The sequence below is a fragment of the Sorangium sp. So ce726 genome, from assembly GCF_051521405.1.
In the GTDB taxonomy this organism is placed as follows: domain Bacteria; phylum Myxococcota_A; class Polyangia; order Polyangiales; family Polyangiaceae; genus Sorangium.
The window spans coordinates 5,497,353-5,522,521 of the sequence record NZ_CP150349.1 but is presented as its reverse complement, the minus strand read 5'-3'; the positions used below and the strand labels follow the sequence as shown (position 1 = coordinate 5,522,521).

13 protein-coding genes are annotated in these 25,169 nt (G+C 72.8%); 4 read left to right on the top strand and 9 right to left on the bottom strand.

Annotated elements, in window-relative coordinates; genetic code table 11:
• Positions 1-280: 280 nt before the first annotated feature.
• A complete protein-coding gene (locus WME79_RS20495; RefSeq protein WP_437538331.1) occupies positions 281-1,831 on the top strand; it encodes an ATP-binding protein in 1,551 nt (516 codons plus the stop codon).
• 232 nt (positions 1,832-2,063) lie between these two features.
• Here the strand turns inward: WME79_RS20495 and WME79_RS20490 are convergent, their stop codons facing one another.
• The 5 genes from WME79_RS20490 to WME79_RS20470 form a co-directional block, all read right to left on the bottom strand.
• The gene (locus WME79_RS20490) at positions 2,064-3,701 is read right to left on the bottom strand and encodes a hypothetical protein (protein ID WP_437538330.1); all 1,638 of its coding nucleotides are present in this window, start codon (positions 3,699-3,701) and stop codon (positions 2,064-2,066) included.
• The gene (locus WME79_RS20485) at positions 3,670-7,491 is read right to left on the bottom strand and encodes a TIR domain-containing protein (RefSeq protein ID WP_437538329.1); all 3,822 of its coding nucleotides are present in this window, start codon (positions 7,489-7,491) and stop codon (positions 3,670-3,672) included. Before WME79_RS20485 ends, WME79_RS20490 begins: the two co-directional genes overlap by 32 nt.
• Before the next feature lie 88 nt (positions 7,492-7,579).
• Positions 7,580-8,059, bottom strand: a complete 480-nt coding sequence (locus WME79_RS20480) for a DoxX family protein (protein ID WP_437538328.1) — start codon at positions 8,057-8,059, stop codon at positions 7,580-7,582.
• A 24-nt stretch (positions 8,060-8,083) separates the two neighbouring features.
• Positions 8,084-8,878, bottom strand: coding sequence for a helix-turn-helix domain-containing protein (locus WME79_RS20475; protein WP_437538327.1), 795 nt, complete (start codon positions 8,876-8,878; stop codon positions 8,084-8,086).
• Positions 8,879-8,988: 110 nt separating this feature from the next.
• Positions 8,989-9,963 carry a hypothetical protein gene (locus WME79_RS20470; protein ID WP_437538326.1) on the bottom strand — a complete coding sequence of 325 codons (975 nt, stop codon included), beginning with the start codon at positions 9,961-9,963 and terminating at the stop codon, positions 8,989-8,991.
• A gap of 153 nt (positions 9,964-10,116) precedes the next feature.
• On the opposite strand from WME79_RS20470, the gene WME79_RS20465 reads away from it, so the two are divergent.
• Entirely contained in the window at positions 10,117-10,743 is a 627-nt protein-coding gene (locus WME79_RS20465; RefSeq protein WP_437538325.1) for a recombinase family protein, read from the top strand.
• Between the two features lie 31 nt (positions 10,744-10,774).
• Here WME79_RS20465 and WME79_RS20460 read toward each other — a convergent pair whose 3' ends face one another.
• Positions 10,775-15,919, bottom strand: a complete 5,145-nt coding sequence (locus tag WME79_RS20460; RefSeq protein ID WP_437538324.1) for a pentapeptide repeat-containing protein — start codon at positions 15,917-15,919, stop codon at positions 10,775-10,777.
• A gap of 459 nt (positions 15,920-16,378) precedes the next feature.
• Between WME79_RS20460 and WME79_RS20455 the strand changes: the two genes are divergently transcribed.
• Positions 16,379-19,090, top strand: a complete 2,712-nt coding sequence (locus WME79_RS20455; RefSeq protein ID WP_437538323.1) for a dynamin family protein — start codon at positions 16,379-16,381, stop codon at positions 19,088-19,090.
• Positions 19,091-19,171: 81 nt separating this feature from the next.
• Here WME79_RS20455 and WME79_RS20450 read toward each other — a convergent pair whose 3' ends face one another.
• The 3 genes from WME79_RS20450 to WME79_RS20440 form a co-directional block, all read right to left on the bottom strand.
• On the bottom strand, positions 19,172-20,722 hold the full coding sequence (locus WME79_RS20450; RefSeq protein WP_437538322.1) for a protein kinase domain-containing protein: 1,551 nt from the start codon (positions 20,720-20,722) through the stop codon (positions 19,172-19,174).
• A 54-nt stretch (positions 20,723-20,776) separates the two neighbouring features.
• Positions 20,777-22,366 (bottom strand): 3,4-dehydroadipyl-CoA semialdehyde dehydrogenase, encoded by a 1,590-nt coding sequence (locus tag WME79_RS20445; protein ID WP_437538321.1) that lies wholly within the window; start codon positions 22,364-22,366, stop codon positions 20,777-20,779.
• A 101-nt stretch (positions 22,367-22,467) separates the two neighbouring features.
• Positions 22,468-23,961 (bottom strand): TolC family protein, encoded by a 1,494-nt coding sequence (locus WME79_RS20440; protein WP_437538320.1) that lies wholly within the window; start codon positions 23,959-23,961, stop codon positions 22,468-22,470.
• 161 nt (positions 23,962-24,122) lie between these two features.
• Between WME79_RS20440 and WME79_RS20435 the strand changes: the two genes are divergently transcribed.
• Positions 24,123-25,169 carry a hypothetical protein gene (locus tag WME79_RS20435; protein ID WP_437538319.1) on the top strand — a complete coding sequence of 349 codons (1,047 nt, stop codon included), beginning with the start codon at positions 24,123-24,125 and terminating at the stop codon, positions 25,167-25,169.

Sequence of the window (25,169 nt, the reverse complement as noted above, 5' to 3'; positions counted from 1 at the left end):
GATTTGGCCCGGGGTCTGATCGGCAGGGCAGGCGGGTATGTCGGATATGGCGCGGCGCCTGGTCGGCAGGGCGGGCGGGTATGTCGGATATGGCGCGGCGCCTGGTCGGCAGGGCGGGTCGGTAGGTTGGATATGACGCGGCGCCTGGCCAGCGGGGCAGGTGGGTAGGTCGCGATATGGGCGGGGGCTGGCCGCACCGACCCTCGCCGCCGGCGAGCAAACACGACCGGCGTCGCCGCGCTGGCCACCTGGCGCCGCCCTCCTTAGGCTCACCGCCGCGATGCACCGCTGGTTCAACACCGCAGGTCCCTGCGACCCGGCCGATCACTACATGCTCCCGGCCGAGGAGCGCTTGCCCGCGGTGCGCGACCTCGTCGATCGCAAGGCCTACTTCGTCCTGCATGCGCCTCGGCAGATTGGAAAGACGACCTCGCTGCTCACGCTCGCCCGAGAGCTCACGGCCGAGGGGCGCTACGTCGCGGTGCTCGTCTCGGCAGAGGTCGGCGCCCCCTTCCCCGACGACCCCGGCGCCGCAGAGCTCGCGATGCTCGCGGAGTGGCGCGGCGCCGCCGGCTGGCAGCTCCCAGCGGAGCTGCAGCCGCCGCCGTTCCCCGACGCCCCCCCCGGCCAGCGCATCGGCGCTGCACTGCGCGCCTGGGCCCAGGCCGCGCCGCGCCCGCTCGTCGTCTTCCTCGATGAGGCCGACGCCCTGCGCGACGTGACGCTCGTCTCGATGCTGCGCCAGATCCGCAGCGGGTACGCGAGCCGTCCGGACGGCTTCCCGCATGCGCTCGCCCTCGTCGGCCTCCGCGACGTGCGCGACTACAAGGTGGCTTCCGGCGGCGACGACAGGCTCGGCACGTCGAGCCCCTTCAACATCAAGGTCGAGTCGCTCACCCTGCGCAACTTCACCCGCGATGAGGTCGCCGCCCTCTACGCCCAGCACACGGCCGACACCGGTCAGGTCTTCCGGCCCGACGCCGTGGACCGCGCCTTCGAGCTCACCCAGGGCCAGCCCTGGCTCGTCAACGCCCTCGCCCGACAGCTCGTCGACGTCCTCGTCAAGGACCGCGTGCAACCCATCACGTCGGCCGACGTCGATCGCGCCAAGGAGATCCTCATCGAGCGGCAGGACACGCACCTCGACAGCCTCGTCGAGCGCCTGCGCGAGCCCCGCGTCCGCGCCGTCATCGAGCCGATGCTCGCTGGCACCGCGCTCCCCGGCGTGCCGCCCGACGACCTTCGTTTCGCCATTGACCTCGGCCTCGTGCGCATGACCGCGGAGGGCGGTCTCGACGTCGCCAACCCCATCTACCGCGAGATCATCGTCCGCGAGCTCGCGTTTCCGATCCGCGCCTCACTCCCTCAGATCAAGGCCACGTGGCTCACGCAGGACGGTCGCCTCGACGCGGACCGCCTGCTCGACGCCTTCCTCGCCTTCTGGCGCCAGCACGGCGAGCCGCTCCTCGGCGCCGCGCCTTATCACGAGATCGCGCCGCACCTCGTCGTCATGGCGTTCCTCCAGCGCGTCGTGAACGGCGGCGGCACCGTCGAGCGCGAGTACGCCATCGGCCGGGGGAGGATGGATCTCTGCGTTCGCTATGCGGGCGAGACGCTCGCGATCGAGCTCAAGGTCTGGCGTGACGGCCGGCCGGATCCGCTCGCCGAGGGGCTCGTCCAGCTGGACGAGTACCTCGCCGGGCTGGCGCTCCAGCGCGGATGGCTCATCCTCTTCGACCAGCGCTCCGGGCAGCCCCCCATCGCAGAGCGCACCCGTCGCGAGCGCGCGCTCTCCCCCTCCGGTCGCGAGATCCTCGTCATCCGCGCCTGATCTCCTCCCACGCGGCGGCGGTGAAGCCGGCGGTGCGCGCGGCGACGCGCCGCATGACTCACCGGCGAGGGCTGGCATCGGCGCGCCTTTGGAGGGCCTCGACGGCGCGTCGGATGCCGGTGGCCACGTCCTTCCAGGCTTCGTCGCGGTTCTGCCAGCGGGTGATCGACCGGCGTGCCCGCGCTCCCGGCGCCCGTCCGCCGGTGGCGCGGCCCCCGCAGGGCTCCGATCCTCAGTCCCAGCGGTCGAGCTTGTAGGTAACCCGCCCGTTTTTCGTGGTGACCCGGAACAGGTAATCCCAGTTGCCGGCGCTCTTCTGGAGCTTGATGCCGCAGGCTGACGCCTCCTTGGCTCCCGCGATGGTCGCGTTCTTCGCGTACGCCTCCATGGTGGCGCGGATGCCGTGGTACTCGCTTCGCAGGTCTTCCGGAAAGAAGCCGCCGCTGCGCTCGTGGTTCACGTCTCGCGCGCCATCGAGGAGGAAGAAGACCGACTGGCCCTGGTGCGGGTACTTGTCCGGGCCGTCCCACATCGTCGGCTGTAGCGCGATCGCCGTGACCTTCTGGAACTGCCCCGCCTTCAGGTTCCACGCGCTCGCCGGCGAGCCCTTGACGTAGAGGTACCAGCTCACCTGGTTCCGCTTCTCTTCGCGATCCCACTGGAGGATGGGCGGCGAATCAGGGTTCGCGGCCGTCACCAGCGCGGCGTAAAACGCGTTCTGCTCGGGCACGAAGAACTCGACGTGCTCCGCGTCCGCGAGCACGGTCCGCTGGAACTTCTCCCAGGTCATGACGACGGGCGGCTGCTCTACGGACGCTGCGGCCGTGGAGATCTTGGCCTTCAGGTGGCCGAAGACGCCGCCGCCCCGCTCCTGGGGCGCCTCCGCCGCCTTCGGCTTCCACAGCGCCTGGATGTCTTCCAGCCTGGCGAACCGGCGTTCCAGTGCGCCGGCCGAGCCGAGCTTCTGGACGATGGCCTCGGCCTGCGCGATGTTGCCCGCGCTCGGCGCCGCCTGGGGGCGCTGGTAGAGGAGCGGGTTCATCTTGGCGTCGAACTTCGCCTTGATGTCGGCGAAGCCGAGCCCGGCCTGGATGTCCTCCAAGAGGGTGCCGATCATGCCGCTGCGCACGTGGCAGAACCCGGCCGGCGCGGTCGCCACGGCGAGCCATGTGATGTTGTCGCGGGCGACGGGGTTCTTCGTCGCCGCGCGCGCCTCGTGCAGATCGACCAGCCACTTCGCCACGCCGATGCACTTCTCCGATCGGTAGAGGTTCCCGGTGGTCAGGAGGGTGTGCGCCTGCCTCACGACCTCGAGCGGGAACTCGGCGAGCCCTCGGCAGAGGGTGCCGTGATCCTGGAGCTTCTCGGCCACGACCTGCGAGGTGGTCTGCACGGCGGACGGCTTGAAGACGAGCTCCCGCCCGGGCGTTACGGCCATGTGCGTCCAGGAGAAGGGCGGCTTCTGGCTCTTGTTGCGCGGCATCCCCCACGTGCGCTCTTCGGAGAGGAAGACGCCGGTCACCTTCGCGCGCGCGACGATCTGCGCCATGGCCTCGACGGAGGTCCGGAAGAACGGCGGCGCTGCCTCGGGGGCCCACGTGATCGACGTCGCCGTCCCATCGGGCGCGACCTTCACCAGCCCGCCGAAGCGCTCGACGAAGCGGCGGCACGCGCTGCACGTGTAGTGCTGGCGCCGATCCGCGCGGAACCCGTCGAGGAACGCGTCGAAGAGGCCCGCGGCGTCCGTGGTGAAGAGGCGCGCGCCGCCGGCGGTCACCTCGCCGAAGCGGGCGCGGATGGCTTCGAGGAAGGCCGGGTACTGTTCGTCGTCGATCGGCTCAGCCTGAGACGTCGTGATCCCGTCGGACATCGCGTGCTCCTTGAAGGGCGTCGGTGCGCTCATCGTATCCGGTGTGCCCTCGGAGCGCCTCGACTGCGCGCCGGATGCCTTTCACCACGTCGGTCCAGGCCTCGTCGCGGTTCGGCCAGCTGGTGACCGGTCTGGCGTCCCTCGGTAGCGGTTGGAGCCTGGCGAAAGGCGCGCTGTGCCAGTCGGCCTCCCGAAGGATGACCGGGAGCACGCGGGCCTGGCCGGCGTCGTGCCGCTCGAGGGCGCGCTTCATCTCCTTGTCGAAGCAGTAGTCGGAGGCGAGGAAGTCGGCGCTGACGAGGAGGAGGATCACGTCGGCCTCGTTGAGATTTTTGTCGATCTCACCAGCCCACGCCGTGCCGGCGCCGATGCGGCGGTCATGCCAGCTCTTGAGGAGGCCCTCGCGCTTGAGGAGGGCGAGATGGGTCTCCAGCTCGTCGCGGAGGGCCTCGTCCTCGTGGGAGTAGCTGAAGAAGAGGTGGATGGGCTTGTTCGTCGAAAGATGTTTCGCTTCAGGTGCCGAGGCCATGAAGTAGAGATGCCAGAGATTGCCGTTCGCGTCGCCTGCACAGAGAAGCTGCTGCGACACAGTCACGCTGACGAATGGGCTGGTCCCGTGCGCTGTATCCAGGCATTCCCCGGTTGAGGTATCCCAGACCTTGAGAGTTCGATCGTGTGAGGCGGAGGCGATGCGCAGGCCATCGGGGCTGAGCGCGCAGGCAGTGACCCGATCGGAGTGGCCTTCGAGGGTGGAGAGGAGCGTGCCGGTCGCAAGGTCCCAGACCTTGAGAGTTCGATCGTGTGAGGCGGAGGCGATGCGCAGGCCATCGGGGCTGAGCGCGCAGGCAGTGACCCGATCGGAGTGGCCTTCGAGGGTGGAGAGGAGCGTGCCGGTCGCAAGGTCCCAGACCTTGAGAGTTCGATCGTGTGAGGCGGAGACGATGCGCTGGCCATCGGGGCTGATGGCGCAGGCAGTGACCCGATTGGAGTGGCCTTTGATGGTGGAGAGGAGCCTGCCAGTCGCAAGGTCCCAGACCTTGAGCGTTCTATCGTCAGAGGCGGAGATGAGGCGCTGACCGTCGGGGCTGAGCGCGCAGGCAGCGACCCGATCGGAGTGGCCTTTGATGGTGGAGAGGAGCGTGCCGGCCGCAAGGTCCCAGACCTTGAGCGTCCCACCGGCGGAGGCGGAGATGATGCGCTGGCCATCAGGGCTGAGCGCGCAGGCATCGATCCAAGAGGAATGGCCTTCGAGGGTGGAGAGAAGCCTGCCGGTCGCAAGGTCCCAGACCTTGAGAGTTCGATCGTGTGAGGCGGAGACGACGCGCTGGCCATCGGGGCTGAGCGCGCAGGCAGTGACCCGATCGGAGTGGCCTTCGAGGGTGGAGAGGAGCGTGCCGGTCGCGAGGTCCCAGATCTTGAGCGTCCCATCGTAGGAGGCGGAGACGACGCGCTGGCCATCGGGGCTGAACGCACAGGCAGTGACCTGATAGGAGTGGCCGTCGAGGGTGGAGAGGAGCGTGCCGGTCGCAAGGTCCCAGATCTTGAGCGTCCCATCGTAGGAGGCGGAGACGACGCGCTGGCCATCGGGGCTGAGCGCACAGGCAGTGACCTGATAGGAGTGGCCTTCGAGGGTGAAGAGGAGCGTGCCGGCCGCAAGGTCCCAGATCTTGAGCGTCCCATCGTAAGAGGTGGAGACGACGCGCTGGCCATCAGGGCTGACCGCGCAGGCAGTGACCTGATAGGAGTGGCCTTCAATGGTGGAGAGGCGCGTGCCGGTCGCAAGGCTCCAGACCTTGAGCGTCCCATCGTAGGAGGCGGAGACGATGCGCTGGCCATCAGGGGTGAGCGCGCAGGAGTTGACCGCCACGGAGTGACCTTCGAGGGTGGAGAGGAGCGTGCCGGTCGCAAGGTCCCAGATCTTGAGCGTTCGATCGTGGGAGGCGGAGACGATGCTCTGGCCATCGGGGCTGACCGCGCAGGAGTTGACCGTCCCGGAGTGGCCTTCGAGGGTGGAGAGGAGCGTGCCGGTCGCAAGGTCCCAGATCTTGAGCGTTCGATCGTAGGAGGCGGAGACGATGCGCTGGCCATCGGGGCTGACCGCGCACGCACTCACCCAATCGGAGTGGCCTTTGAGGGTGGAGAGGAGCGTGCCGGTCGCAAGGTCCCAGATCTTGAGCGTTCGATCGAAGGAGGCGGAGACGATGCGCTGGCCATCGGGGCTGACCGCGCAGGAGTTGACCGCCCCGGAGTGGCCGTGCAGCGTGCGCTCCTCGCCGGTCCACATCCGTACCGGATGCCGCAACCGGATCCTCGGCGAGCCGCATGGGAACCGCAGCGTCCGCGCGATCCGCTCCGCCTCCCATCCGGCCGAGCGCAGCCGGTTGTAGACCAGCGCCGGCAATGCTTCCGGTGCCTCACGGAGCCAGTGCGACTCGGCCCGCACCGCCCTGTGGAGCAGGTCGATGTCGCCGTTCCCGAGCTCCTTCGCTCCGAGCCGCAGCGCATCTTCGAGCGCCGCAGGCCCATCCTCGCGGCAGAGCGCCTCCAGCAGCCCGAGATCCCGGCACAACCCCCGTGCATTCTCCCGCTCGCCCGCCGCGAGCGCATGCGCGATTGCGTGCCGCGCAGGATACCGCCGCCGGAAATCGCTCTCCCCCTCTGCTACCGGCCACCGCGCCGTCGTGTCCAGCAGCCGCCGGTGCAGCTCGGCCATGCGCTTCGGCCCGAGCTTCCCCGTGACGAACGCGCGAAACGCCTCGTGGTACGGCCGGTACGCTCGCAAGCCGCGCCACGACGCCGGCTCCTCGAGGAGCAGCGCCCGCGCTGCGCGAAGGAAGTCCTCGCCGGCCTCCACGTCCTTCCACCCCGCCGCCGCCTCGACCTCCTCGAGCGGCAGCGCCTCGCGCGCCGCGCAGACCAGCCCGAGGGCGCTAGCGACCAGCCCGAACTGCTCGCGCGGCAGGCTCCGGAGCTGCTGCCAGATCTGCTCCAAAAACCCGCTCAGTCCGCGGGGCAGGCGCTCCACGCGCCGCTGCTCGACCGGCTGCTCCTCGAGCCATTCCCGCAGCTTCACCGCATAGAGCAGGTTCCCCTCGGCCCGCGCCACCGCTTCCTCGACGAGCCTCGGGTCGAGCCGCGGCGTGAACCGCGGCGCCTGATCGCTCCAGAACGCGCGGCAGGCCCGCTCGTTCGAGCCCGCCCACTCGGGCGTGTCGAGATCGAGGCGTCGTACGTTACCGCGGCTCTCCAGCCACCCGAGGTGCGGGTACTGTGGGCGCGAGGCGCAGAGCGCGTGCACGCGCGGTGGCAGCGCGTACGGCAGAAAGCTCGGCAGCGGGTTCTTCCCGGCACCGTCGCTCCGCGCCTCGTCGAGGCCGTCGACGACGAGCACCAGGCGCTCACCTCGGGGGACGAGCTCGTGCTTGGAGACCTTCGCCAAGAGCTCGATCAGCCGGTTCTCCGGCCGCGCCTCGGGGTCCTTCTGCGCCGGGTAGAGCGCCTCGATCTGCGCCGAAAGGGAGCGGGCGACCGCCTCGGGGCGATCCCAGTCCATGACGTCGCGCCGGAGAAAGTGGTGCGGCGCTCTGTGGCCACGCTGCTCCTCGACGTCGAGCCACCGCGAGAGGGTCGCGCTCTTGCCCATGCCGGGCGCGCCCGTGACGAGCACCCAGCGGCCCGACGTGCCCGCGCTATCGAGGTGGCGATCGATGGCCGAGAGCACGTCCTCTCGACCGAAGAAGTGCTCGTGGCGGCTGCGCTCGATGCCGAAGTCGATGAGGTCTCTCGCCACGGCGGCAGTCTAACAGACGACCTCCTCGTGCCGCCGCAGGCCGAATCTGTATGTAGCAGGGACCTCGATCAAAGCGCCGCACTGGACGCTACTTCGTCCGATTCCGGTTCGTCCGCTCCCCGCCACGAGTGCCGATCGCGACGGCGACCGTCGCGCCGACGAACACGATCTGCATCAGCGTTCGCGGCACGAGCGGCGTCACCGGGCTACCGCCCAGCGTGAGCCCCGCGCGCGCGGCATGGACGTTCGCAGGAAACATCGCCATGAGCAGGATCGTAAGCCCCGCAGCCGCCCACGGCGCGAGCCGCGGAACCAGGAGCGCCGCCGCGCCTGCGATCTCCAGGACCCCGGTCGCGGTCACGAGGAAATCGGGGCTGGGCAGCGCCGGCGGCACCATCGCCACGAGCTCGGTGCGCCGGCTCCCGAAGTGGGCCGATCCGGTCAGCAGGAACATCGCCGCGAGCGCGTACCGCAAGCAGGTCACCCAGCTCGCGAGGTGCCTGACGCCGAGGCGTCCGAGGACAACGAACAACGCGAACGAGATCGAGAGGACGAGGAGAGGTGCCATGCCCTCAAGGTGGCGACCCGCTCCTCACCCGTCTTGAACGAGCTGGCTACGGCGTTTCAGATCGGAAGGGCTCACCCCGAACATCCGGCGGAAGGTCCGGGTCATGTGCGCCGCGTCCGCGAAGCCGGCCGCGCTGGCGGCCTCCGAGAGCGCCGCGCCGCCGGCGATCGCCGCCCCGGCCCGCTCCAGCTTGAGCCACAGGAGGTACGGCCGCAGCGGCACGCCGACGCTCTCCGTGAAGGCGTGCATGAACCGCCCCGGCGAGAGCCGCGCGATGCCGGCCAGGGCTTCGAGCGACGTGTCCGCGTCTCCGGCGCTCGCCCGCAGATGGCGCAGCACCCGCTGGACCCCCGGGTGCCTCGGCCTCGGCGAGGAGGGCGGGACCGCGATCCCCAGCGCCTCGAACACGCCGGGCAGCGCCGCCGAGAGCCCGGCCTCTCCGCGCTCGGCGACGCACGACCGCAGCCGATCCGCCGTCTCGCTGCCCATGACCTCGATGGGCGACGCCCCGAGCGCCTGGGCGAGCCCGTCTCCGACGTCGCTCTCTGGATCGATGAACACGATGAGCACATGGGTGCCTGACGCATCGATCGCGTGCGCGGTGTCCGGGGCCGTGAGGACGGCGCCTCCCGGCTGGAACGGGCCCCTGTCGGCCGTCCCGATCTGGAGGTCGCCGTCGAGCGCCAGCACGAGGTGCCAGCAATGGTGGGCGTGCAGCGTGCTCCGCTCTCCAGGGCCCCACGTCGCCAGCACGGAGGGCCACGGGCGCAGGACGCCCGCGGGCGCGGCGAGGCCTGTCGTTCTCGGCGGGAGGAGCATCGGTCCGGAGTCTACCCGGACGCAGCGGACGCTTTGGCTGGGCGCATCATGCAAGCGCCGCGGCCTGCGGGCACGCTGCTCTGCTGCGCGCGGGACGCAGAGCTGCCGCCCTACCGTCCGATGCGCGCGCGGATGGCGGCGCGCGTCTCCGCCGAGAGCGTGTCGAGGTAGGCATCGGACAGGGCGCGGAGCACGTCGTCGGGCAAGGCGAGGAGCACCTGCTCGGGCGGCAGCCCCGCCACGCGCTGCTCGGGCGGCAGCCCCGCCATGCGCTGCTCGGGCGGCAGCCCCGCCATGCGCTGCTCGGGCGGCAGCCCCGCCATGCGCTGCTCGGGCGGCAGCCCCGCCATGCGCTGCTCGGGCGGCAGCCCCGCCATGCGCTGCTCGGGCGGCAGCCCCGCCACGCGTTGCTCGGGGGCGTAAGCCGACAGCACCCGCTCCGGCGGGAGGGTGGCCAGGAGCTTGCGGACAACCTCGTCGAAGCCCTCCAAATCGTGGATTTCCATGGCGATCTCCTCGGCTCCAAGCTGCTGCGAGAGCCACCTTCGGGCCTCGATGGTCCGGGCCTCGCCGTGCCCGAACAAGCGTAGCAGATCGTCGTCCTCTGCCTCCGCCGCCGCGTCGATCTCGACGACGAGCAGCGCGAACGCCCCGCCCTCGAGCCGCCAGTAGCCGCCGCCGAGGTCGCCCCATTTCAGGCCGAGCTCCACCACATCCGCGTCGAGCGACCTGGTGCGTGACGGGACGAGCAGCACGCCGCACAGGTCGCTCCGCCGCTCGATCCGTTCTGGCTCATCGGCGCAGTACAGGTGAAGGTAGCTGCACAGCCGGTCGAGGTTACGCCGTCGGTAGGGCCGGCCGATGCTCTTGAACTCGACGATGGTGTCTCTGGGCAACAGGTCCCAGAGCTTCTTCAGCGTGCCCGCGGGCTCGCTCGGCTCCGCGCTCCGGCGCAGCAGCAGGTCGTCGGCGCGGAGAGGCTCGTTCGAGAGCGGCACCTCGCTGCGCACCTCGAACCCGCGCGAGCCCCGCTGGTGGAGCAGCGCGACGAGCAGCACGTGCCAGGCCGTCCGGGTCGAGCCCATCGGGCGCCGTCTACACGCCTGTCCAGGCCGGGGCCAAAATCCGCGCTGCCACCGCGGCAAACCTCCGGCGCGCGCCGCTCGGGGGCGAGCTACCCGCGACCGCCACCACGGCCCGCTGGACAACCGTCGCCGTCCAGGATTCCCTCATCCCGGATGACAGCTCGCCGGTTCAAGCGCGGCAGCCCCGAGCGCGCCGTCGCCTACATCCGCGTCTCCACGGACGCCGCGTGTGCCTCGGGGGCAGAGCAGCGCGCGGCGATCGATGCGTGGGCCAGGCGGGAAGGCGTCGAGATCGCGTCCTGGCACGAGGATCGCGGGGAGGACACCGGCGACCGGCCCGGCTTCGCGCCGTCGCTCGAAGCGCTCACCCTCGCCGGCGCCGGCCTGCTCGCGGTCGCGAGCGAGGACCGCGCCAGCATCGCGGGGATCAGCGGTCCGTACCGGTTCGCCGCGGGCGAGCGCGGCGCGCGCCTCGTGACCGCCGACGGGAGTGGGATGCCGGACGGGACGCACCGCTGCCCGATCTGCGGCGATCCCCTGGAGCTGTGGCCACGCCACCCGCGCGCGGTGTGCGGGCTCTGCAAGCATGAGGTCACGGACGAGGCCGGGCGGCCTCTCGAGTTCTTCAACACGTCGTTCGGCGGCGGCTTCGGAGCGCGCTACGCCGATACCGGCGAGCCTCGGGACAGCCACGCATGCGTCATCCGGGGCGTGAGGTGCCGCGCCGACGAGGCGCGGTTCGGCGGGATCGTGATCGAGGCGATCGACAAGATGCCGTAGTCATTCGGGCTGGGAGCTCGGCAACCCGCGCTCAGCCCCGGACGGGCGCCGGCCGCAAGGGGAGCAGCGGCTCGTCGTCCGGGACGCGCAGCCCAGGGACCAGCGCGTCGAGCTCGCCCGGCTCGAAGCGGCAGAGGTTGGCGGCGTGCCAGAAGCCGCCTGCGATGTTGCCGCCGAGCTTGTAGCGGCCGTCGGGGCGGAAGGCGACCCAGCCCTCGGGGAGCTTGAGGAGCACGGCGAGGCAAGCACCGCTCTGCACGCTCCAGAAGCGGACGGTGCCGTCGGTGGAGCTGGAGAGCAGCGTCTCGCCATCCGGCATGAAGGCCACGCTCACGACCTCGCCGGCGTGCCCCTCGAGGACGCGCGCCGTGTCATCGGCGGACACGCGCCAGAGGACAACGCTGCCCTCGTCGGACCCCGAGGCGAGCCATGCACCGTCGGGGCTGAAGCTCAGGCACTTCACCCGGCCGGAGTGAGCGCGCAGCGCGCGCGGCTCGCCGCCGTCGACGAGCGGCCAGAGCCGCACGGTCGTGTCGTCGGATCCCGACGCCAGCGTCGCGCCATCGGGGCTGAACGCCACGCTCCTCACGGTATCGCCATGACCTTCCATCACGCGCGCTGCTCGTCCGCCGTCGACCCTCCACAGCCGGAGGGTCCCATCGATCGAGCCCGAGGCCAGCGTCACGCCATCGGGGCTGAACGCCACGCTGCTGATCCCATCGTCGTGATCGTCCATCACGCGAAGCAGCTCCGCCGTCTCGGTGCGCCAGAGTCGCGCGGTCCCGTCGAGCGACCCTGACGCGATCATGCCCCCGTCATGGCTGAAGGCTATATCCGTGATGCCATGAGCGTGCCCCTTCAACACGCGCGCCGGGCCGCCTGCGCCGAGCCTCCGGAGCCCGACCGTGTGGTCGCGCTGAGCGAACGCCAGCGTCGCGCCGTCAGGGCTGAACGTCAGCTTCGCGGAGGAGATGCCGCGATCCACGAGTGGCGGCAGCGCGCTCCATGTCGACATCCGCCAAAGATGAGCGCCAAAATCCTCGGAGCCGAGCGCGAGCGTCGCGCCATCCCTGCTCAAGGCCATGGCCATGGACACGCTCGGCTGTCCTTCCAGCACGCGCAAGGCGCCGCCGGTCGACACCTGCCACAGGCGCACTGTGCTGTCTTTCGAGCCAGAGGCGAGCGTCGCGCCGTCGGAGCTGAACGCGACGCTCGTCACTCCGGCGGAGTGACCATCGAGCACCTGCGACGAGACGCCCGACGGGTTCCACAGCTGCACTGATCCATCTTCGGAGCCAGAGGCGAGCGTCGCGCCGTCGGGGCTGAACGCGACGGTTCGCACACGGCGCGAGTGGCCCTTCAGCAGGTGCAGCTCGCCGCCCGTCGGTACGTGCCAGAGGCCAATATCGTAGTCCACAGAACCGGAAGCCAGCATCTCGCCGCCAGGACTGAAGGCGACGCTGAGCACGCCAGCCCGGTGACTGTTCAACATGCGAAGCACCTCGCCCGTCTCGACCTTCCAGAGCCGGACGGTGGCGTCGTAGACGCCTGAAGCCACCAGGTCGCCGTCGGGGCTGAAACTCACGGCCATCACCGCGCCCAGATGGCCACCAAGCACGGCGATATACCTGAAGGTGGCCACCTGCAGGAGCCGGACCGTACGGTCGGAAGAGCCAGAGGCCAGCATCTCGCCGTCGGGGCTGAACGTCACGCTGTTCACGCGATGTGTGTGTCCCCTGAGGACGCCGAGCACGTTGCCAGTCGCTATGTCCCACAGCCGGACGGTGCAATCGCCCGAGCCGGAGGCGAGGGTCGCCCCGTCAGGGCTGAAGGCGACGCTCGTGACCCGGTCGGAGTGGCCGTTCAGCCTGCGCAGCGCGCTCCCTGTCGCCATGTCCCACAGCACGATCCCGTGGGCATGACCCGATGCGAGCAGGGTCCCATCGGGGCTGATCGCCACGGCGTTGCACCGGCTGCCCTGCACCCAGGTCGGCTCGAACCTCGCCGCCTCCGGCATCGCCGCGCCGAACGTGTCGCACCGGTCGAACCGCGCGCCCCGCGTCCCCACGAGCTTCGCCCCGCATAGCCGCATGGAGGCGAGCTTCGCCCCTGTCAGGTCCGCGCCCACGATCCGGGCCCGCACCGCCGTCGCCCCCGTCAGATCCGCCCCGCCGAGCGCCGCCCCCGAGAGGTCCGCCCCGTCGAGCAGCGCCCCCGTCATCAGCGCACCGCGCAGGTTCGCCCCGATGAGCTTCGCCTCCCGCAGATCGGCCCCCCGGAGGTCGCACCCGCGGAGGTCCTTCCCCGAGAGGTCCTGTCCCCGCAGATCCGCCCCCGCGAGGTTGGTCCGCTCGCTCACCCCTAGCCCCATCCGCCCGTCGATCCGCAGCGCGTTCGCCGCCGCCACCGTCCCCCACGCCCCGCTGAGCGCCGCCCGTACCCACGTCTCCGCCGCCTCCCTTCCGGCGAGCGCCCCGAAGAAATCGGCCATCAGGTCGCTCACCTCGCGCTGCTCGAGCGCCGCCGCCTGCTCGGCGCGCAGCACCTCCTCGGCAGCCTCCCGCGCCACGAGCCACTCGAGCACCGACTGGTGGATGAACCGGAAGTTCTCCTGGTCATCCCAAACGAGCAGCGTCCCCGACCCGATCTGGTGCGCCGTCACCCCGACATCGAGCTCGTGCCTGCCGAGCGCCTGCAGCGCCGCGATCAGCTCCGCCGGCAGCTCGCGCACGTTCACGCTCTGCTCCGTCCGCTGCCACAGCCGCGTCGCGAGCTCCGTCACCGCCCGCCACCGCTGCGCCACCGACAGCCCCGGCTGCGCGCCCTTCGGGTGCGCGCGCTCGTACTCCCAGACGAGCCACCGATCCAGGAGCAGCTTGTACAGCCCCGCCGAGGTGATCTCCCCGTCGCCCGATTTCGCCTGCCGGAGCTGCGCCTCCTCGATCTCGGCGATGAACCCCAGCATCCGCGGGTTCGCCGACAGGCCGAGCAGGTCCTTCACGTCCGCGAGCAGCCGCATGCGCGCGTCGGCCGCCTCTTCGCTGCCGAGCCGGTTCAAGAGGAACCGGCGGATCTGTTCCTCGGTGAACGGTTGCAGCCGCGCAAGCCGGTAGCCGGGTAAGAGCGCGGCCTTCTCCGCGAGCGCGGACCGCACCTGCTGCTCCGAGATGAAGTGCTGGCTCCGGCTCGTCACCACCACCTTCGCCGCCTTGCCCTGCGCCGCCTGGATCAGCGTGTCGAAGTGCTCGACCGCGCGGTCGTACGTCACGCGGAAGGCGAGCTCGTCGAAGCCGTCGAACAGGAGCGCGATCCGCCCCTCGGCCAGCATGTGCCGGAACGCGGGCAGATCGATCTTGCCGAGCCCCGCGAGCGCGAGGTGCTGCGCGATGAGCGCGTTCAGGTCGCGCGCCTTCTCCAGCGCGCGCATCTCGATGAGCACCGGCGTCAGCGGGCCGCCCGCCTTGCCCATTCGCCGCGCGAGCTCGTGCAGGAGGAACGTCTTGCCCGTGCCGAAGTCGCCGAGCACCAGCACGAACCGGCTGTGCTCGGAGTCGAGCAGCTCTGCGACGGCGTCGAGCGCGCGCTCGTGCAGCACCTCCTCCTGGCCCGTCGTGAGCGCGATGCGCTGGTCGACGTAGAGCGACGGCGGATACGTGGGGTTTCGCTCGAGGCTCGCGTTCTGCCACGCCAGGTAGCCGCGGAAGTCGATGAGCCCCTGGTACTCGAGGAACCGCACGAGGCGCACGCGCCGCGCGCTCGCGTAACGCACGAGCTCCTCCGGCGCGGGCTCGCCGCCGTAGACCAGCGTGGACACGAGGCCCGGATCCTCGCGCCGGTACGACGCGTCGATGCTCTCGATGAACGCGGAGACCGCCTCGGTCGAGATGCCGCTCGCGAGCGCCGCGAGCGGCGCGATCCGGACGATGCCGCCCTCGTTGACCGAGACGCGAAGGTAGACGCCGAAGGGGAGGGGCGCATTGAACCACTCGATCTTCACCCCCTCGGGCTCGCGCAGCCTGCACACGCGCTCGACCCGCGAGAGGAAGTCGTCGCTGCGCCCTTCCCCCGGCAGGAGGATGTCTTCGCCGTGCGGCTCCGCGTGGCCGCCCCGCGTGCGCGCCGGGAAGCGGCGTGGCCTCGGGCCTCGCCCGGCGTGCTCGGCGCGGGCAGGCGCAAGGAAGCGCTTCAGGAGCGCGACGACGAGCTCTGCCGACGCGCGGCACGCGAACGCGCGGAAGCTGTCGTCCTTGTCGTCGTCGCCGTGATCCGAGACCGCCTTCGCGATGATCGACCGCCCTCGGAGGCGCGCTGCGACGTGGCCGATGGCCGTGGCCTCCACCTCGACGCCGAGCACCTCGCCCCCGATCGACTTCAGCCGCTCGAAGCGGCTTGGATCTACCCGCACCGCCCTGCCGGTCGCGATCGGGGCAACGTGCACGCGCAGCGGCCGGACCGGAGGCGGGCCGTCCGGGTAGACCAGGCGCTCGCGACGGACCTGCGCTCTGCCCGGCTCTGTGAGCTCGAGGCCTCCGTCGCCGATCCGGAGCACGCCCTGCGTCTCCAGCTCGCCGATGCGGTCGGTCCAGCCCGGGCATCGCCGGACCCGCTCGGGGTGCGAAACAGGCGATGGGCCTCCCTCCAGGTGACTCGCGTAGAGCGCGTGACGGAGCCACCACGCTTGCGACAGCTTCGACGGCGGGCGCTCGCCCGCGAGCGCCATCGATTTCTCGAACTCGGCCGCGAAGCCGGCGACCTCCGTGCCCCACGTTTCCTCGCGGTCGTGGATCGCGATCTCCTGGAAGGTCCCGTCCGCGCTCTCGTCGCAGCAGTACACGCGGTCCGCCACGATGAGGTCGCCGAGCGACACCGTGCCGCGCTCGCCCGCGCAGATGCCGCAGACCGCGAGGCACCCCGGGTCGAGCTCGTCGACGAGCCCCTGCGTCCTCGCCGCCGCCGCGCGCTCGCCCATCCGCCCCGACCACGCTGCGGCGACGCGGAGCGGCTCGCCGCCGTCGTTCGGGATGTCGCGGACGTAGTAGGGGAATCCGCCCGGATCCCGCTCCTCCCGCCAGCCGTCTCGAGCGCCCTCTCCGAGCGCGAGCACCGCCTCGAGCTCGTCCTGCAGCGCGGTGACGATCAGCGCGTCGACGCGCCCTGTAACGATGTCTGCCGGCACAGGTCCACTCTAACAACAAGCGCTCACGTTCCGGGCTTGGTCCAGGTCGAGACTTGGCCGAGCGCAGGTGACCAGACCCTGACTGGGTCCCGACCTGACCGAGCGCTGGTGGTCAGATCCTGAATGGGCCCAGACCTGGCGCTCCCCTCGTTTTCAAGGCCTGGTCCAGGTCGAGACCTGGCAAAGCGCTCGTCGCCAGACCCTGAGCTAGGTCCAGACGTGGCGGTTCCCTGGTTTTCAAGGCCTGGTCCAGGTCGAGACCTGGCAAAGCGCTCGTCGCCAGACGCTGAGCCAGGCCCGGACCTGGCGGTCCCCTCGTTTTCGAGGCCTGGCCCAGGTCGAGACCTTCAGCGAGGCTCCCCGGGGGAGCCGCCGGCCAGATCGGAGCCTGGCTGCCCGCCGCTCCGGCCTTCGCTTTTCCTTGGACGACCGCCCTCCCGGAAGGCTTTCATCCCGCCCATGGCGAGGCTCGTCGAGGCGCTGAACCGGTTCTTCGGGCGGGTCGAGATCCTCGCCCTCGGCCTCGAGAACGAGCGCAGCGCCGCCGAGGCTGCGCTTGCGAAGGGCATGCCCCTCGAGGCCCGCGAGCACGCCCGCACCATCCTCTCCGTGCTGCCCGACTCGGCCGTGGGGCTCGCGCTCTGGGCCGACGCCGCGGAGGACGCGTGGCTCGACCAGGAGGTCGTCGCCTCGCTCACGGATCTCGCGAAGCGCGTCCCGTGGCGCGCCGACGTGTGGCTCCGCCTCGGCCGCGCGGGGCAGCGGATCGGCTGGGACGGCGCGCGCGACGCGCTCGAGCGGGCCACATCGGCGCCGGAGGAGCGCGACGCGGCGCGCCTCGCGCTGCTCGATCTCTCGGACCTCGACCTCGCCGCGGGCGACCCGGCCCGCGCGCAGCGCTGGCTCGACCGCATCCCGGCGCCGCTCACGACCGTGCCCGACCGCGACGTGGCCCTCCGCCGCGCCGAGTGCGCGCTCGCGTACGGCGATCTCGACGGCGCGCGCGCCGCCGCGGAGATCCTCGGCGAGCCCACCGCGATCGAGGGGCGCGCCGCCCTCGTGCTCGCCCGGCTCGCGCTGGCCGAGGCGAGCGCCGCGGCGGGCTTCCCTGCGGCGGGCTCCTCCGCGGCGGCCCTGCCGCCCGCCGTGGTGGGGCGGGCGCTCGACCTCGGGCTGCGGGCGCTCGTGCTCGACGTCCCCGGCGCGGCGGAGCTCTGCGCCGCCCTGGTCGCCGCCTCCCGCGACGTGCTCGTCGTCGACCGCGTGCGCCGCGTCGTCCGCGCCGCGGGCGCGCTCGACGAGCCGACCTGGGCCGCCGCGTTCGCCTTCGCCGAGGGGCGGCGCGACGACGCGCGGCAGGCGCTCGCGCGCGGGCTCTCCGCCGGCGACCGCGCGGCCGCCGCGGCGCTGCTCCGCATGGCCGTCGAGACACGCGACCTCGGCGCGCTCGACGCGCTCGTCGCGCGCGGCAAGGCCAAGGCCAAGGACGACGACAAGGAGCAGCGCGGCGCGGCGGCGCCCCCGCTCCCGCCCGACCTCGTCCGGCTGCGCGACGCCGCGGCGATGGCCTCCGCGGGGCAGGGGAGCGGCGCGCTCGATGCGCTCGACGCGGTGACCGGCGAGGGCGCGGCGTGGGCCGACGACATGCGCCGCGCGATCGCGCAGGCGTGGGTGCCCCCCGCGGGCGGCCCCGCCGGAGCCCGCGCCGCCGCGGCGTGGAGCGACGTGCTGCGCGAGCTCGCGCGCACGGCCAAGCTCCTCGACCGGCTCGACCTGCTCGCGGCGATCGAGGCCCTCGCGGTGGAGCGGGAGCGGCCGCTCCGCGCGGCCGTGGTGGGCGAGTTCAACGCGGGCAAGAGCACGTTCCTGAACGCGCTGCTCGGCGAGGACGTGGCGCCGACCGGCGTCCTGCCGACCACCGCGACGCTCCACTGGGTCGCCTGGGCGCCCGATCCGTTCGCGCGCATCGTCGTGCGCGGCGGCCAGGACCGCGTCGTGCCGCACGCGGCGCTGAAGGACACGCTGCGCGCGCTCGCGGCGGCCGGGGACAGGGTCGCGCGGGTGTTCATCTACGCGCCCATCGAGCGGCTCAAGCGCGTCGAGATCCTCGACACGCCCGGCTTCAACGCGCCCGACCCCGATCACATCGCCGAGGCGCGGCGGGCGTTCGACGAGGCCCACGTCGCCATCTGGCTGCTCGACGCGCCCCAGGCGATGAAGGAGTCGGAGCGGCGGGTGCTCTCCGAGATCAGCGCGCTCGGCGTGCCCGTGCAGATCCTCGCGAACAAGGCCGACCGGCTCAAGCCCGACGCCCTGGAGACGGTGCTCGCGCACGTGCGCGACAGCCTCGCGGCGAGCGCCATCGCCTCGCTCACGCCGCCGATCGCGTTCTCGGCGCGGCTCTCGCTGAAGGGGCGCCTCGGCGACGAGGCCGCGCTCGCGGCGTCGGGGTGGGCCGAGGTCGAGGCGCTCTTCGCCGAGCAGATCGTCGACGCGAGCGACGCGCTCCGCGAGCGCGCGCTCCGCCGCAAGGCGGGCCGCATCGCGGCCGAGCTCGCCCAGACGGCGTCGGCGCGCGCGGCCGAGGACCGCGAGGCCGGGCGGAGGGCGCGCGCCGAGGCCGACCGGCTCCGCGCGAGCGCGGCGTACCTGCGCCGCGAGCGGCGCGCGCTCTCTGCGGCGATCGACAAGGCGCTCGAGCCGGCGCGCCGGGAGCTCGCGTCCGACCTGCGCCCGATCGCGGCGCTGCCCGAGGAGCGCAAGCGCACCGACGCGAGCGTCCGCGCCTACGTGCAGGAGCGGCTCGTGGCGCGGCTGAGCTGGCCGCTCTCCGCCGAGATCGCGAGGGCGGCGCGGGCCGGCGCGGAGCCGGGGGCGCGCGGCGCGCGCGGCGTGAGCGGCGCCGACGAGGGGAGCGCCGCGCCGTCGCCGCGGGCGGCGGCCCACGTGCGCGCCGTCCTGATGGGCATGGTGGCGGTCCACGACGCCCCCGACGAGCTCGCGGCGCGCCCGATCGAGGGCGTCGTCGAGGCCGCGATCGACGCGTTCGCGATGGCGCTGTCAGCCGAGGCGGAGGCGCCGGTCCCGCCGCCCGCGTCGGCGGCGATCGAGCTGCGCGCGCAGGCGCTCCGGGCCGCCTTCGAGGCGCCCGTCACGCCGGCCAGCGCCTGAGGCGCGAGGCGTCGGCGGCTCGGGAAGAACGGCCGCCTTCGAGGCGCCCGTCACGCCGGCCAGCGCCTGAGGCGCGAGGCGTCAGCGGCTCAGGAAGAAGGCGAGCACCCCGAGCGCCAGCCCGATCACCAGCGCCAGCGGCACCACGAGCTTGACCATCCACAGGTCCGTCGGGCGCGCGGGCGGGCGGCGGTCACGCCGGATCGGCGCCGGCGCGATCTCGATGACGCTCTCGGCCGAGGACCGCGAGGGCGGCCGCGGCGGCGAGGCGGCGGCGGTCGCGCCGGCGCCTCGCGGCGCCTCCGGCCTCGGGGACGGCCCGCGGGCGCCCGCGCCGGGGAGGAGCGGCCCGAAGTCCTTGCGATCGTGGATCACGACGTCGCTCGCCGGCGGATCGCTCGTCGGCGCGATGAGCCGCCGCACCGCCGGGAGCGTGCGCGAGAAATCGTCCGACGTCGGTCCGGCCGGCGCCTCGCGCGGGAAGACGGTGCCAGGGAGCGTCGCGGCGAGCGACAGGATCGCGCTCGACGGCGGCCCGTCCGTCAGCGAGGCCTCGCGGAACCTCGCCAGCGCCTCGCCCCGCTGCGCCGGCGGCGGCATGTCGCCCTCGCGCAGCGGCGGGGCGGCCGTCATGGAGCTCCGGAGCGACGGCGGCATCGCCACTTCGAGGGTCGGCGCGTCCTCGGGCGCGCTCGTCCGCGCGGCAGGGAGCAGCGCGTCCGACAGGTGGGGGAGGAGCCGCTCGAGCTCGTCGCGCAGCTCGGCCGCGCTCTGCTGGCGCTGGTTTGGCCACTTCGCGAGCGCGGTGAGGATGATCGCCTCGAGGGCCGGGTGGATCTGCGGGAGGAACTGGCTCGGCGGGGGCGGCGGCTTCCGGAGGTGATCCATCGCCACCTCCCACGCGACGGCCGTTGGCGGGAAGGGGAGCCGGCCCGTGACGAGCAGGAACAGGAGCACCCCGCACGCGTACACGTCGCTGCGCCCGTCGATGACGTCGCCGCGGCACTGCTCCGGGGACATGTACGCGGGCGTGCCGACGACCACGCCGACCGTGGTGACCGAGCCCCAGACGCTGATGGGCGCGCTGTTCGGCCCGTCGTCGCCGCCCCGGGTGTTCCTCTCGACCATCTTCGCGATCCCGAAGTCGAGCACCTTCACGCGCTCGACCGACGGATCCGCCGGATCCCGCATGACCATCACGTTCTCGGGCTTGAGATCGCGGTGCACGATGCCCCGCGCGTGGGCGGCGGCGAGGGCGTCGGTGATGCCGATCAGAAACCGCGCGGCGCGGGCCTCGGAGAAGCGGCGCTCGGCGAGCAGGACCTCGAACAGGTCCTGCCCGGCGACGAGCTCCATCACGATGTACGGCAGGTGCCCTTCCACGCCGGAGTCGAGGATCTGCACCGTGTTCGGGTGGTGGAGGCGCGACGCCGCCTTCGCCTCCCGGTAGAAGCGGGTGACGAACGTCTCGTCGCCGAGCAGCTGCGGGTGCATGATCTTGATGGCGACGTCGCGCGGCTCCGCGTCCTGCTCGCCGCGGTAGACCGCGGCCATCGCGCCCTCGCCGATGAACCCGGTGACGCGGAAGCGCCCTGCGATCGTTTTGCCGATGAGTTGCGGGCCGGCGCTCATGAGCGAGACTTCACCATAAAGTCCACGGAAAGAGCTACCCCTGGCCTGCGCGATCTACGGCTTCGCCGGCGCTGGACGGGGCTCGCCCTTCGCCCCGAGGATCGCCTCCAGCACCGGCCGCGACCCCTGCACGGCGGTGCGCTGCGAGTAGAAATGGAGCCCGCGCAGGCCGCCGAGCTCCTCGCCGCCGCCGGCGCGGCCAGGGCCGCCGTGGATCGTCTGAGGGAGGACGGTGCCCGGGCCGGGCGCCTGATCGGCGATCTTCTCGCTGCCGAGCAGGACGCGGCCGTGGTACGGCGCGACGCCGAGCAGCACCTCCGCCGCGAAGGCGCGGTCGTCGCTGTAGACGGAGCAGACGAGGCTCCCGCGGCCCCGGCGCAGCAGCGCCACGGCGTGCGCCGCGCCGCCGTCGTACGGGAAGAGCGTGGCGACGGGGCCGAAGACCTCGTGCTCGTGCGCGGCGGGCGCGCCGTCGGGGCCGCTCGCGACGAGCAGCGTCGGCGGCACGAAGTACCCCTTGCCCGGGGGCACCCCGATCGCCTCGAAGGGCCCCGCGCCGCCGAGCGCCACCGCCGCACCCGCCGCGAGGCGCTCGATGCCCGCGCGCACGCCGCGGAGCTGGCCGGCCGTGGTCAGCGGCCCCACCGTGACGCCGTCGTGCGCGGGATCGCCGACCCGCGCGTCGCGGAGGCGGTCGACGAGGTCGTCGCGCACGGCGTCGACGACGGCCGCGGGCGCGAAGATGCGGCGGATCGCCGTGCACTTCTGGCCGGCCTTCTGGGTGATGTCGCGCACGACGTCGCGCAGGAACATCGCGTACGTCTCGGAGCCGGGGGCGGCGTCGGGGCCGAGGACGGCGCCGTTCAGGCTGTCGGCCTCGACGTTCACGCGGACGCCCTCGCGCACGAGGCCGGGCAAGAGCCGGAGCGCGGCGCCGGTGGCGCTCGATCCGGTGAAGGCGAGGACGTCCTCGCCGCCGAGGTGCTCGAGGAGATCGCCCGGCGGGCCGGCGACGAAGGAGAGCGCGCCGCGCGGCAGCGGGGCGCGCTCGGTGAAGAGCTTCATCAGCCGGAGCGCGACGAGCGCCGTGCTGGTCGCGGGCTTCGTGATGGCGGGCATGCCCGCGAGGAGCGCGCAGGCGGCCTTCTCCGCGAGCCCCCACGCGGGGAAGTTGAAGGCGTTGATGTGCACCGCGACGCCGGGGCGCGGGACGAGGATGTGCTGGCCGAAGAAGCGCGGCGAGCGCCCGAGCTGGACGCCGTCGCCGTCGGTGAGCAGCCGCGCGTCGCCGAGCTGGGCGCCGAGGTCGGCGTAGTAGGCGAGCGTGCCGATCGCGCCGTCGATGTCGAACTTGGCGTCGCCGCGGGTGTTGCCGCCGTTGCGGATGGCGACGTCGATGAGCGCGTCGCGCTCGGCGTGCGCGGCGCGCGACATGGCGCGGAGCAGCTCGCCCCGCTCCGCGAACGTGAGCGCGCGGAGCGCGGGCCCGCCCTCGGCGCGCGCGAACGCCACCGCGGCCGCGAGGTCGAGGCCGTCCGTGCTCGTCTCGGCGAGCGGCTCCTCGGTCGCGGGGTTGACGAGCACGTGCGGCGCGCCCTGGCCGGCGCGCCACTGCCCTTCGACGTAGCTCTCGAGCCGATCCATCGGGCGCGTAGCCTACTCGCGCGGTCGCTCGGCACAACCCCTGCGCGAGGTGGCGCGCGGGGCCATGGCTGCGCTCGGCGCGCGCACGTCCTGCGTGCACCTCATTTGCACGAGGCGGACGCGAGCAGCGCGGTGATCTTCGCCTTCACCACCTCGAACTCCCGCACCGCGAGATCGAGCTCGGCCTCGCGCTGTCTGCGGCCGGACTCGACAAGATCGAAGCTCGTCGCGGTGCCGGCCTCGAACGCGACCTGCGTGAGGCGCGCGGTCTCGCGCGCGAGGTCGCGCGACTGCTCGGCGACCGCGCGCGCCTGCTCGGCGACGGCGACGCCCCGGACCGCCTGCGTCGTCTCGAGCCCTGCGGTGCGCTCCACCGCCCCGAGGCGCGCTCGCTGCTGCTCGACCGCGGCCCTGTTGATCTGGAGCTCGCCGTAGCGCGCCCCGCCGTCCCAGATGGGGACGGTGAGCACGGCGCTGATGGACCACCCCCAGGACCGCGCCCTTCGGGTGGACTCGTCCCCGATCGAGGTGCGGGCGCTCAGCGTGCTCGACAGATCGGCGTACGGCGCGAACGCGAGCTTCGCGTCGGTGAGGTTGCGCTCCGCGATCTCGAGCTCGGCCCGGGCGGCGCGCACGTCGGCGCGCTGATCCGAGCGCGCCTCGGCGCACTGCGACTGCACCTCCGCCGCGATCGCGTTCAGCGAGAAGCCCTGCGGGACGCCGACCTCGCCGCGCTCGCCCAGCACGGCCCCGAGCGTCTCCCGCGCTTTGCGCAGCGCCTCGTCACCGGACACGAGCGTCGCGCGGGCGAGGGCGACGTCCTGCTCCGCGCGGACGACGTCGAGCTTCGTGCCGGTGCCGAGGCGCTCGCGCCGCCGGGTCAGCTCGAGCCGCTCGAGCGCGCTGCGAAGCCCGACCCGGTTGATCTCGCTGACCCGCTCGGCCGTGACGATCGAGACGACGGCGTCCGCCACGGCGCCGACGGTGACGCGGCGGCGATCCTCCAGGCTCAGCTTGGCGACGTCCACCGAGCGCCTGGCGGTGCCGATGCCGTACCAGGCGCGCGGGGCGAGGATGGGCTGGCGGAGCGTGAGCGACGCCGACGCGGTCGTCGGCGCGTCCTCGATCGCTCCCGCGCCCGGCTCCACGGGCGGGGAGGGGCTCACGCTGCTGCCGCCCGCCAGCTCGTGCGTCACGTCACCGCGCGCGTCGAGGCTCGGGAGCGCCGCGGCGAGCGCCCGCCGCGCGACCCCCTCGGCGCGGGCGACCTCCTGCACGGCGATGGCGAAGTCGACCGACCGCTGTTCGATCATCGCGCGCGCGTCGTTCCAGCTCGCCAGCGTGCGCGCCGGCGGGGGGACGGGCGCGAGCGCCGGGTCGTTCACCTCGATGCGCTGCGGCATCGCCGCCGGCGCGGCGGCAGCTGGGGGCGCCGTCGCCGGGGCCGCCGCGGGCGCCTGCTGGCCCGGCCGCGGCTGAGCCTGCTGGCCCGGTCGACCCTGCGGAGGCGCCGGCTGCGCGAGGGCGACGCCTTGGCACAGGGCGAGGACGGCGAGGTGGCTGACAGCGACCATGCGGAGCCGGCGATGGAGCATGCGCGACTCGATGCGCCGGACAGGGCGCGACGACAAGCCCGAAGCGGGCAGAGGCGCGCTCCTGCCCTGTGCGCGTGTGCGAAACCGTGGGCGCGGCGAGCCCGCGTCGTGGGTCAGGTCGTGGCGACGAACCGAGGATGCGCCACTATTCTGGACCACCGATGCCAAGCCGGTTGCCCCCGATCGACATCTGCCTCGGCTGCGGGAAGCGGCGGCGATGCGGCCCCGCGGAGCCCTGCGCTCGCTGCGGCGAGCCGCCTCACCGCGCCGTGTGGCGGCGGTCCGAGCCGCGCGGCGCGTCGCCCAAGATCGAGCTGTTCCTGAGCGCGATCACGAGCGGGCTGCTGCTCGCGTACACCGCGCTCTACGGGCTGCTCCTCTCGGGCCTGGCCGGGGCCGCGGATGACTCCTTCGCGGCCGCGGCGCTGTTCGCGGCGAGCGTTCTGCTCGGCGCGAGGCTCGCGCGGTGGATCGTGCGGTCGCTGTTCGATCTCTGGGGCACCACGTGGGCTTACTGCTCAGCCGACGGGGCCCGCCGGGGGACCGTGCGCACGCTCCTCGGGTGGTACGGCGCCGGCGAGGGCGTGAGCCTGACGGGGTTCCACCCGACGACCGCGGGCTCGACGCTCTTCTGTTCCTCGGACGCGATCGAGGCGGGGCTCCCCGTCGTGGCCGCGAACCTCTCGCGCATCGCGGGGGCGAAGGGCGGCGACGCGTTCTCGCCGTTCGAGGTGCTGATGCTCAGCGCCTTCACGGGCCTCGTCGCGCGCGGCGAGGCGACCATCAGCAGGGCCACGGCGGTGCGCTGGCGGAAGGGCTGGCTCGGCGCCGCGCGGCGCGGCGCGCCGAAGCCGATCTTCACGATCGAGCGCTGCGGCGATCGCGAGGAGGGCAGCGCGATCGAGCGCGAGATCCTCTCGGCGCTGCAGGCGAAGGCGGACGGCCTCGCGCTCCTCGCGGAGCCCTCGCCGCCGGGGGGCTACCGCGACGCCGCGTGGCGGCCGCCGCCCGCGCGGCTCTGCATCGAGGAGGTGCTGTGCCCCCGCGCGCTCGCGCTGGCGGCGAGGGCGCTCCGGAAGGAGCCCCGCGGCGGCGCGCCGGTCGCGGTCGCCGCGGCGCTCGACGAGTTCGGCAAGCGCGACCCCGCCCGGATGAGCCACCTCCGCGTGCTGCTCGCGGAGCAACACCGCCGCGCGCCGTCGGCGTGA

Excerpts from the sequence above, each read along its gene's own strand:
- WME79_RS20450 (WP_437538322.1), bottom strand. The coding sequence starts at position 20,722 with ATGAGCGCCGGCCCGCAACTCATCGGCAAAACGATCGCAGGGCGCTTC.
- WME79_RS20475 (WP_437538327.1), bottom strand. The coding sequence starts at position 8,878 with ATGCTCCTCCCGCCGAGAACGACAGGCCTCGCCGCGCCCGCGGGCGTC.
- WME79_RS20495 (WP_437538331.1), top strand. The coding sequence starts at position 281 with ATGCACCGCTGGTTCAACACCGCAGGTCCCTGCGACCCGGCCGATCAC.
- WME79_RS20440 (WP_437538320.1), bottom strand. The coding sequence starts at position 23,961 with ATGCTCCATCGCCGGCTCCGCATGGTCGCTGTCAGCCACCTCGCCGTC.
- WME79_RS20435 (WP_437538319.1), top strand. The coding sequence starts at position 24,123 with ATGCCAAGCCGGTTGCCCCCGATCGACATCTGCCTCGGCTGCGGGAAG.
- WME79_RS20470 (WP_437538326.1), bottom strand. The coding sequence starts at position 9,963 with ATGGGCTCGACCCGGACGGCCTGGCACGTGCTGCTCGTCGCGCTGCTC.
- WME79_RS20445 (WP_437538321.1), bottom strand. The coding sequence starts at position 22,366 with ATGGATCGGCTCGAGAGCTACGTCGAAGGGCAGTGGCGCGCCGGCCAG.
- WME79_RS20455 (WP_437538323.1), top strand. The coding sequence starts at position 16,379 with ATGGCGAGGCTCGTCGAGGCGCTGAACCGGTTCTTCGGGCGGGTCGAG.
- WME79_RS20480 (WP_437538328.1), bottom strand. The coding sequence starts at position 8,059 with ATGGCACCTCTCCTCGTCCTCTCGATCTCGTTCGCGTTGTTCGTTGTC.
- WME79_RS20465 (WP_437538325.1), top strand. The coding sequence starts at position 10,117 with ATGACAGCTCGCCGGTTCAAGCGCGGCAGCCCCGAGCGCGCCGTCGCC.
- WME79_RS20490 (WP_437538330.1), bottom strand. The coding sequence starts at position 3,701 with ATGTCCGACGGGATCACGACGTCTCAGGCTGAGCCGATCGACGACGAA.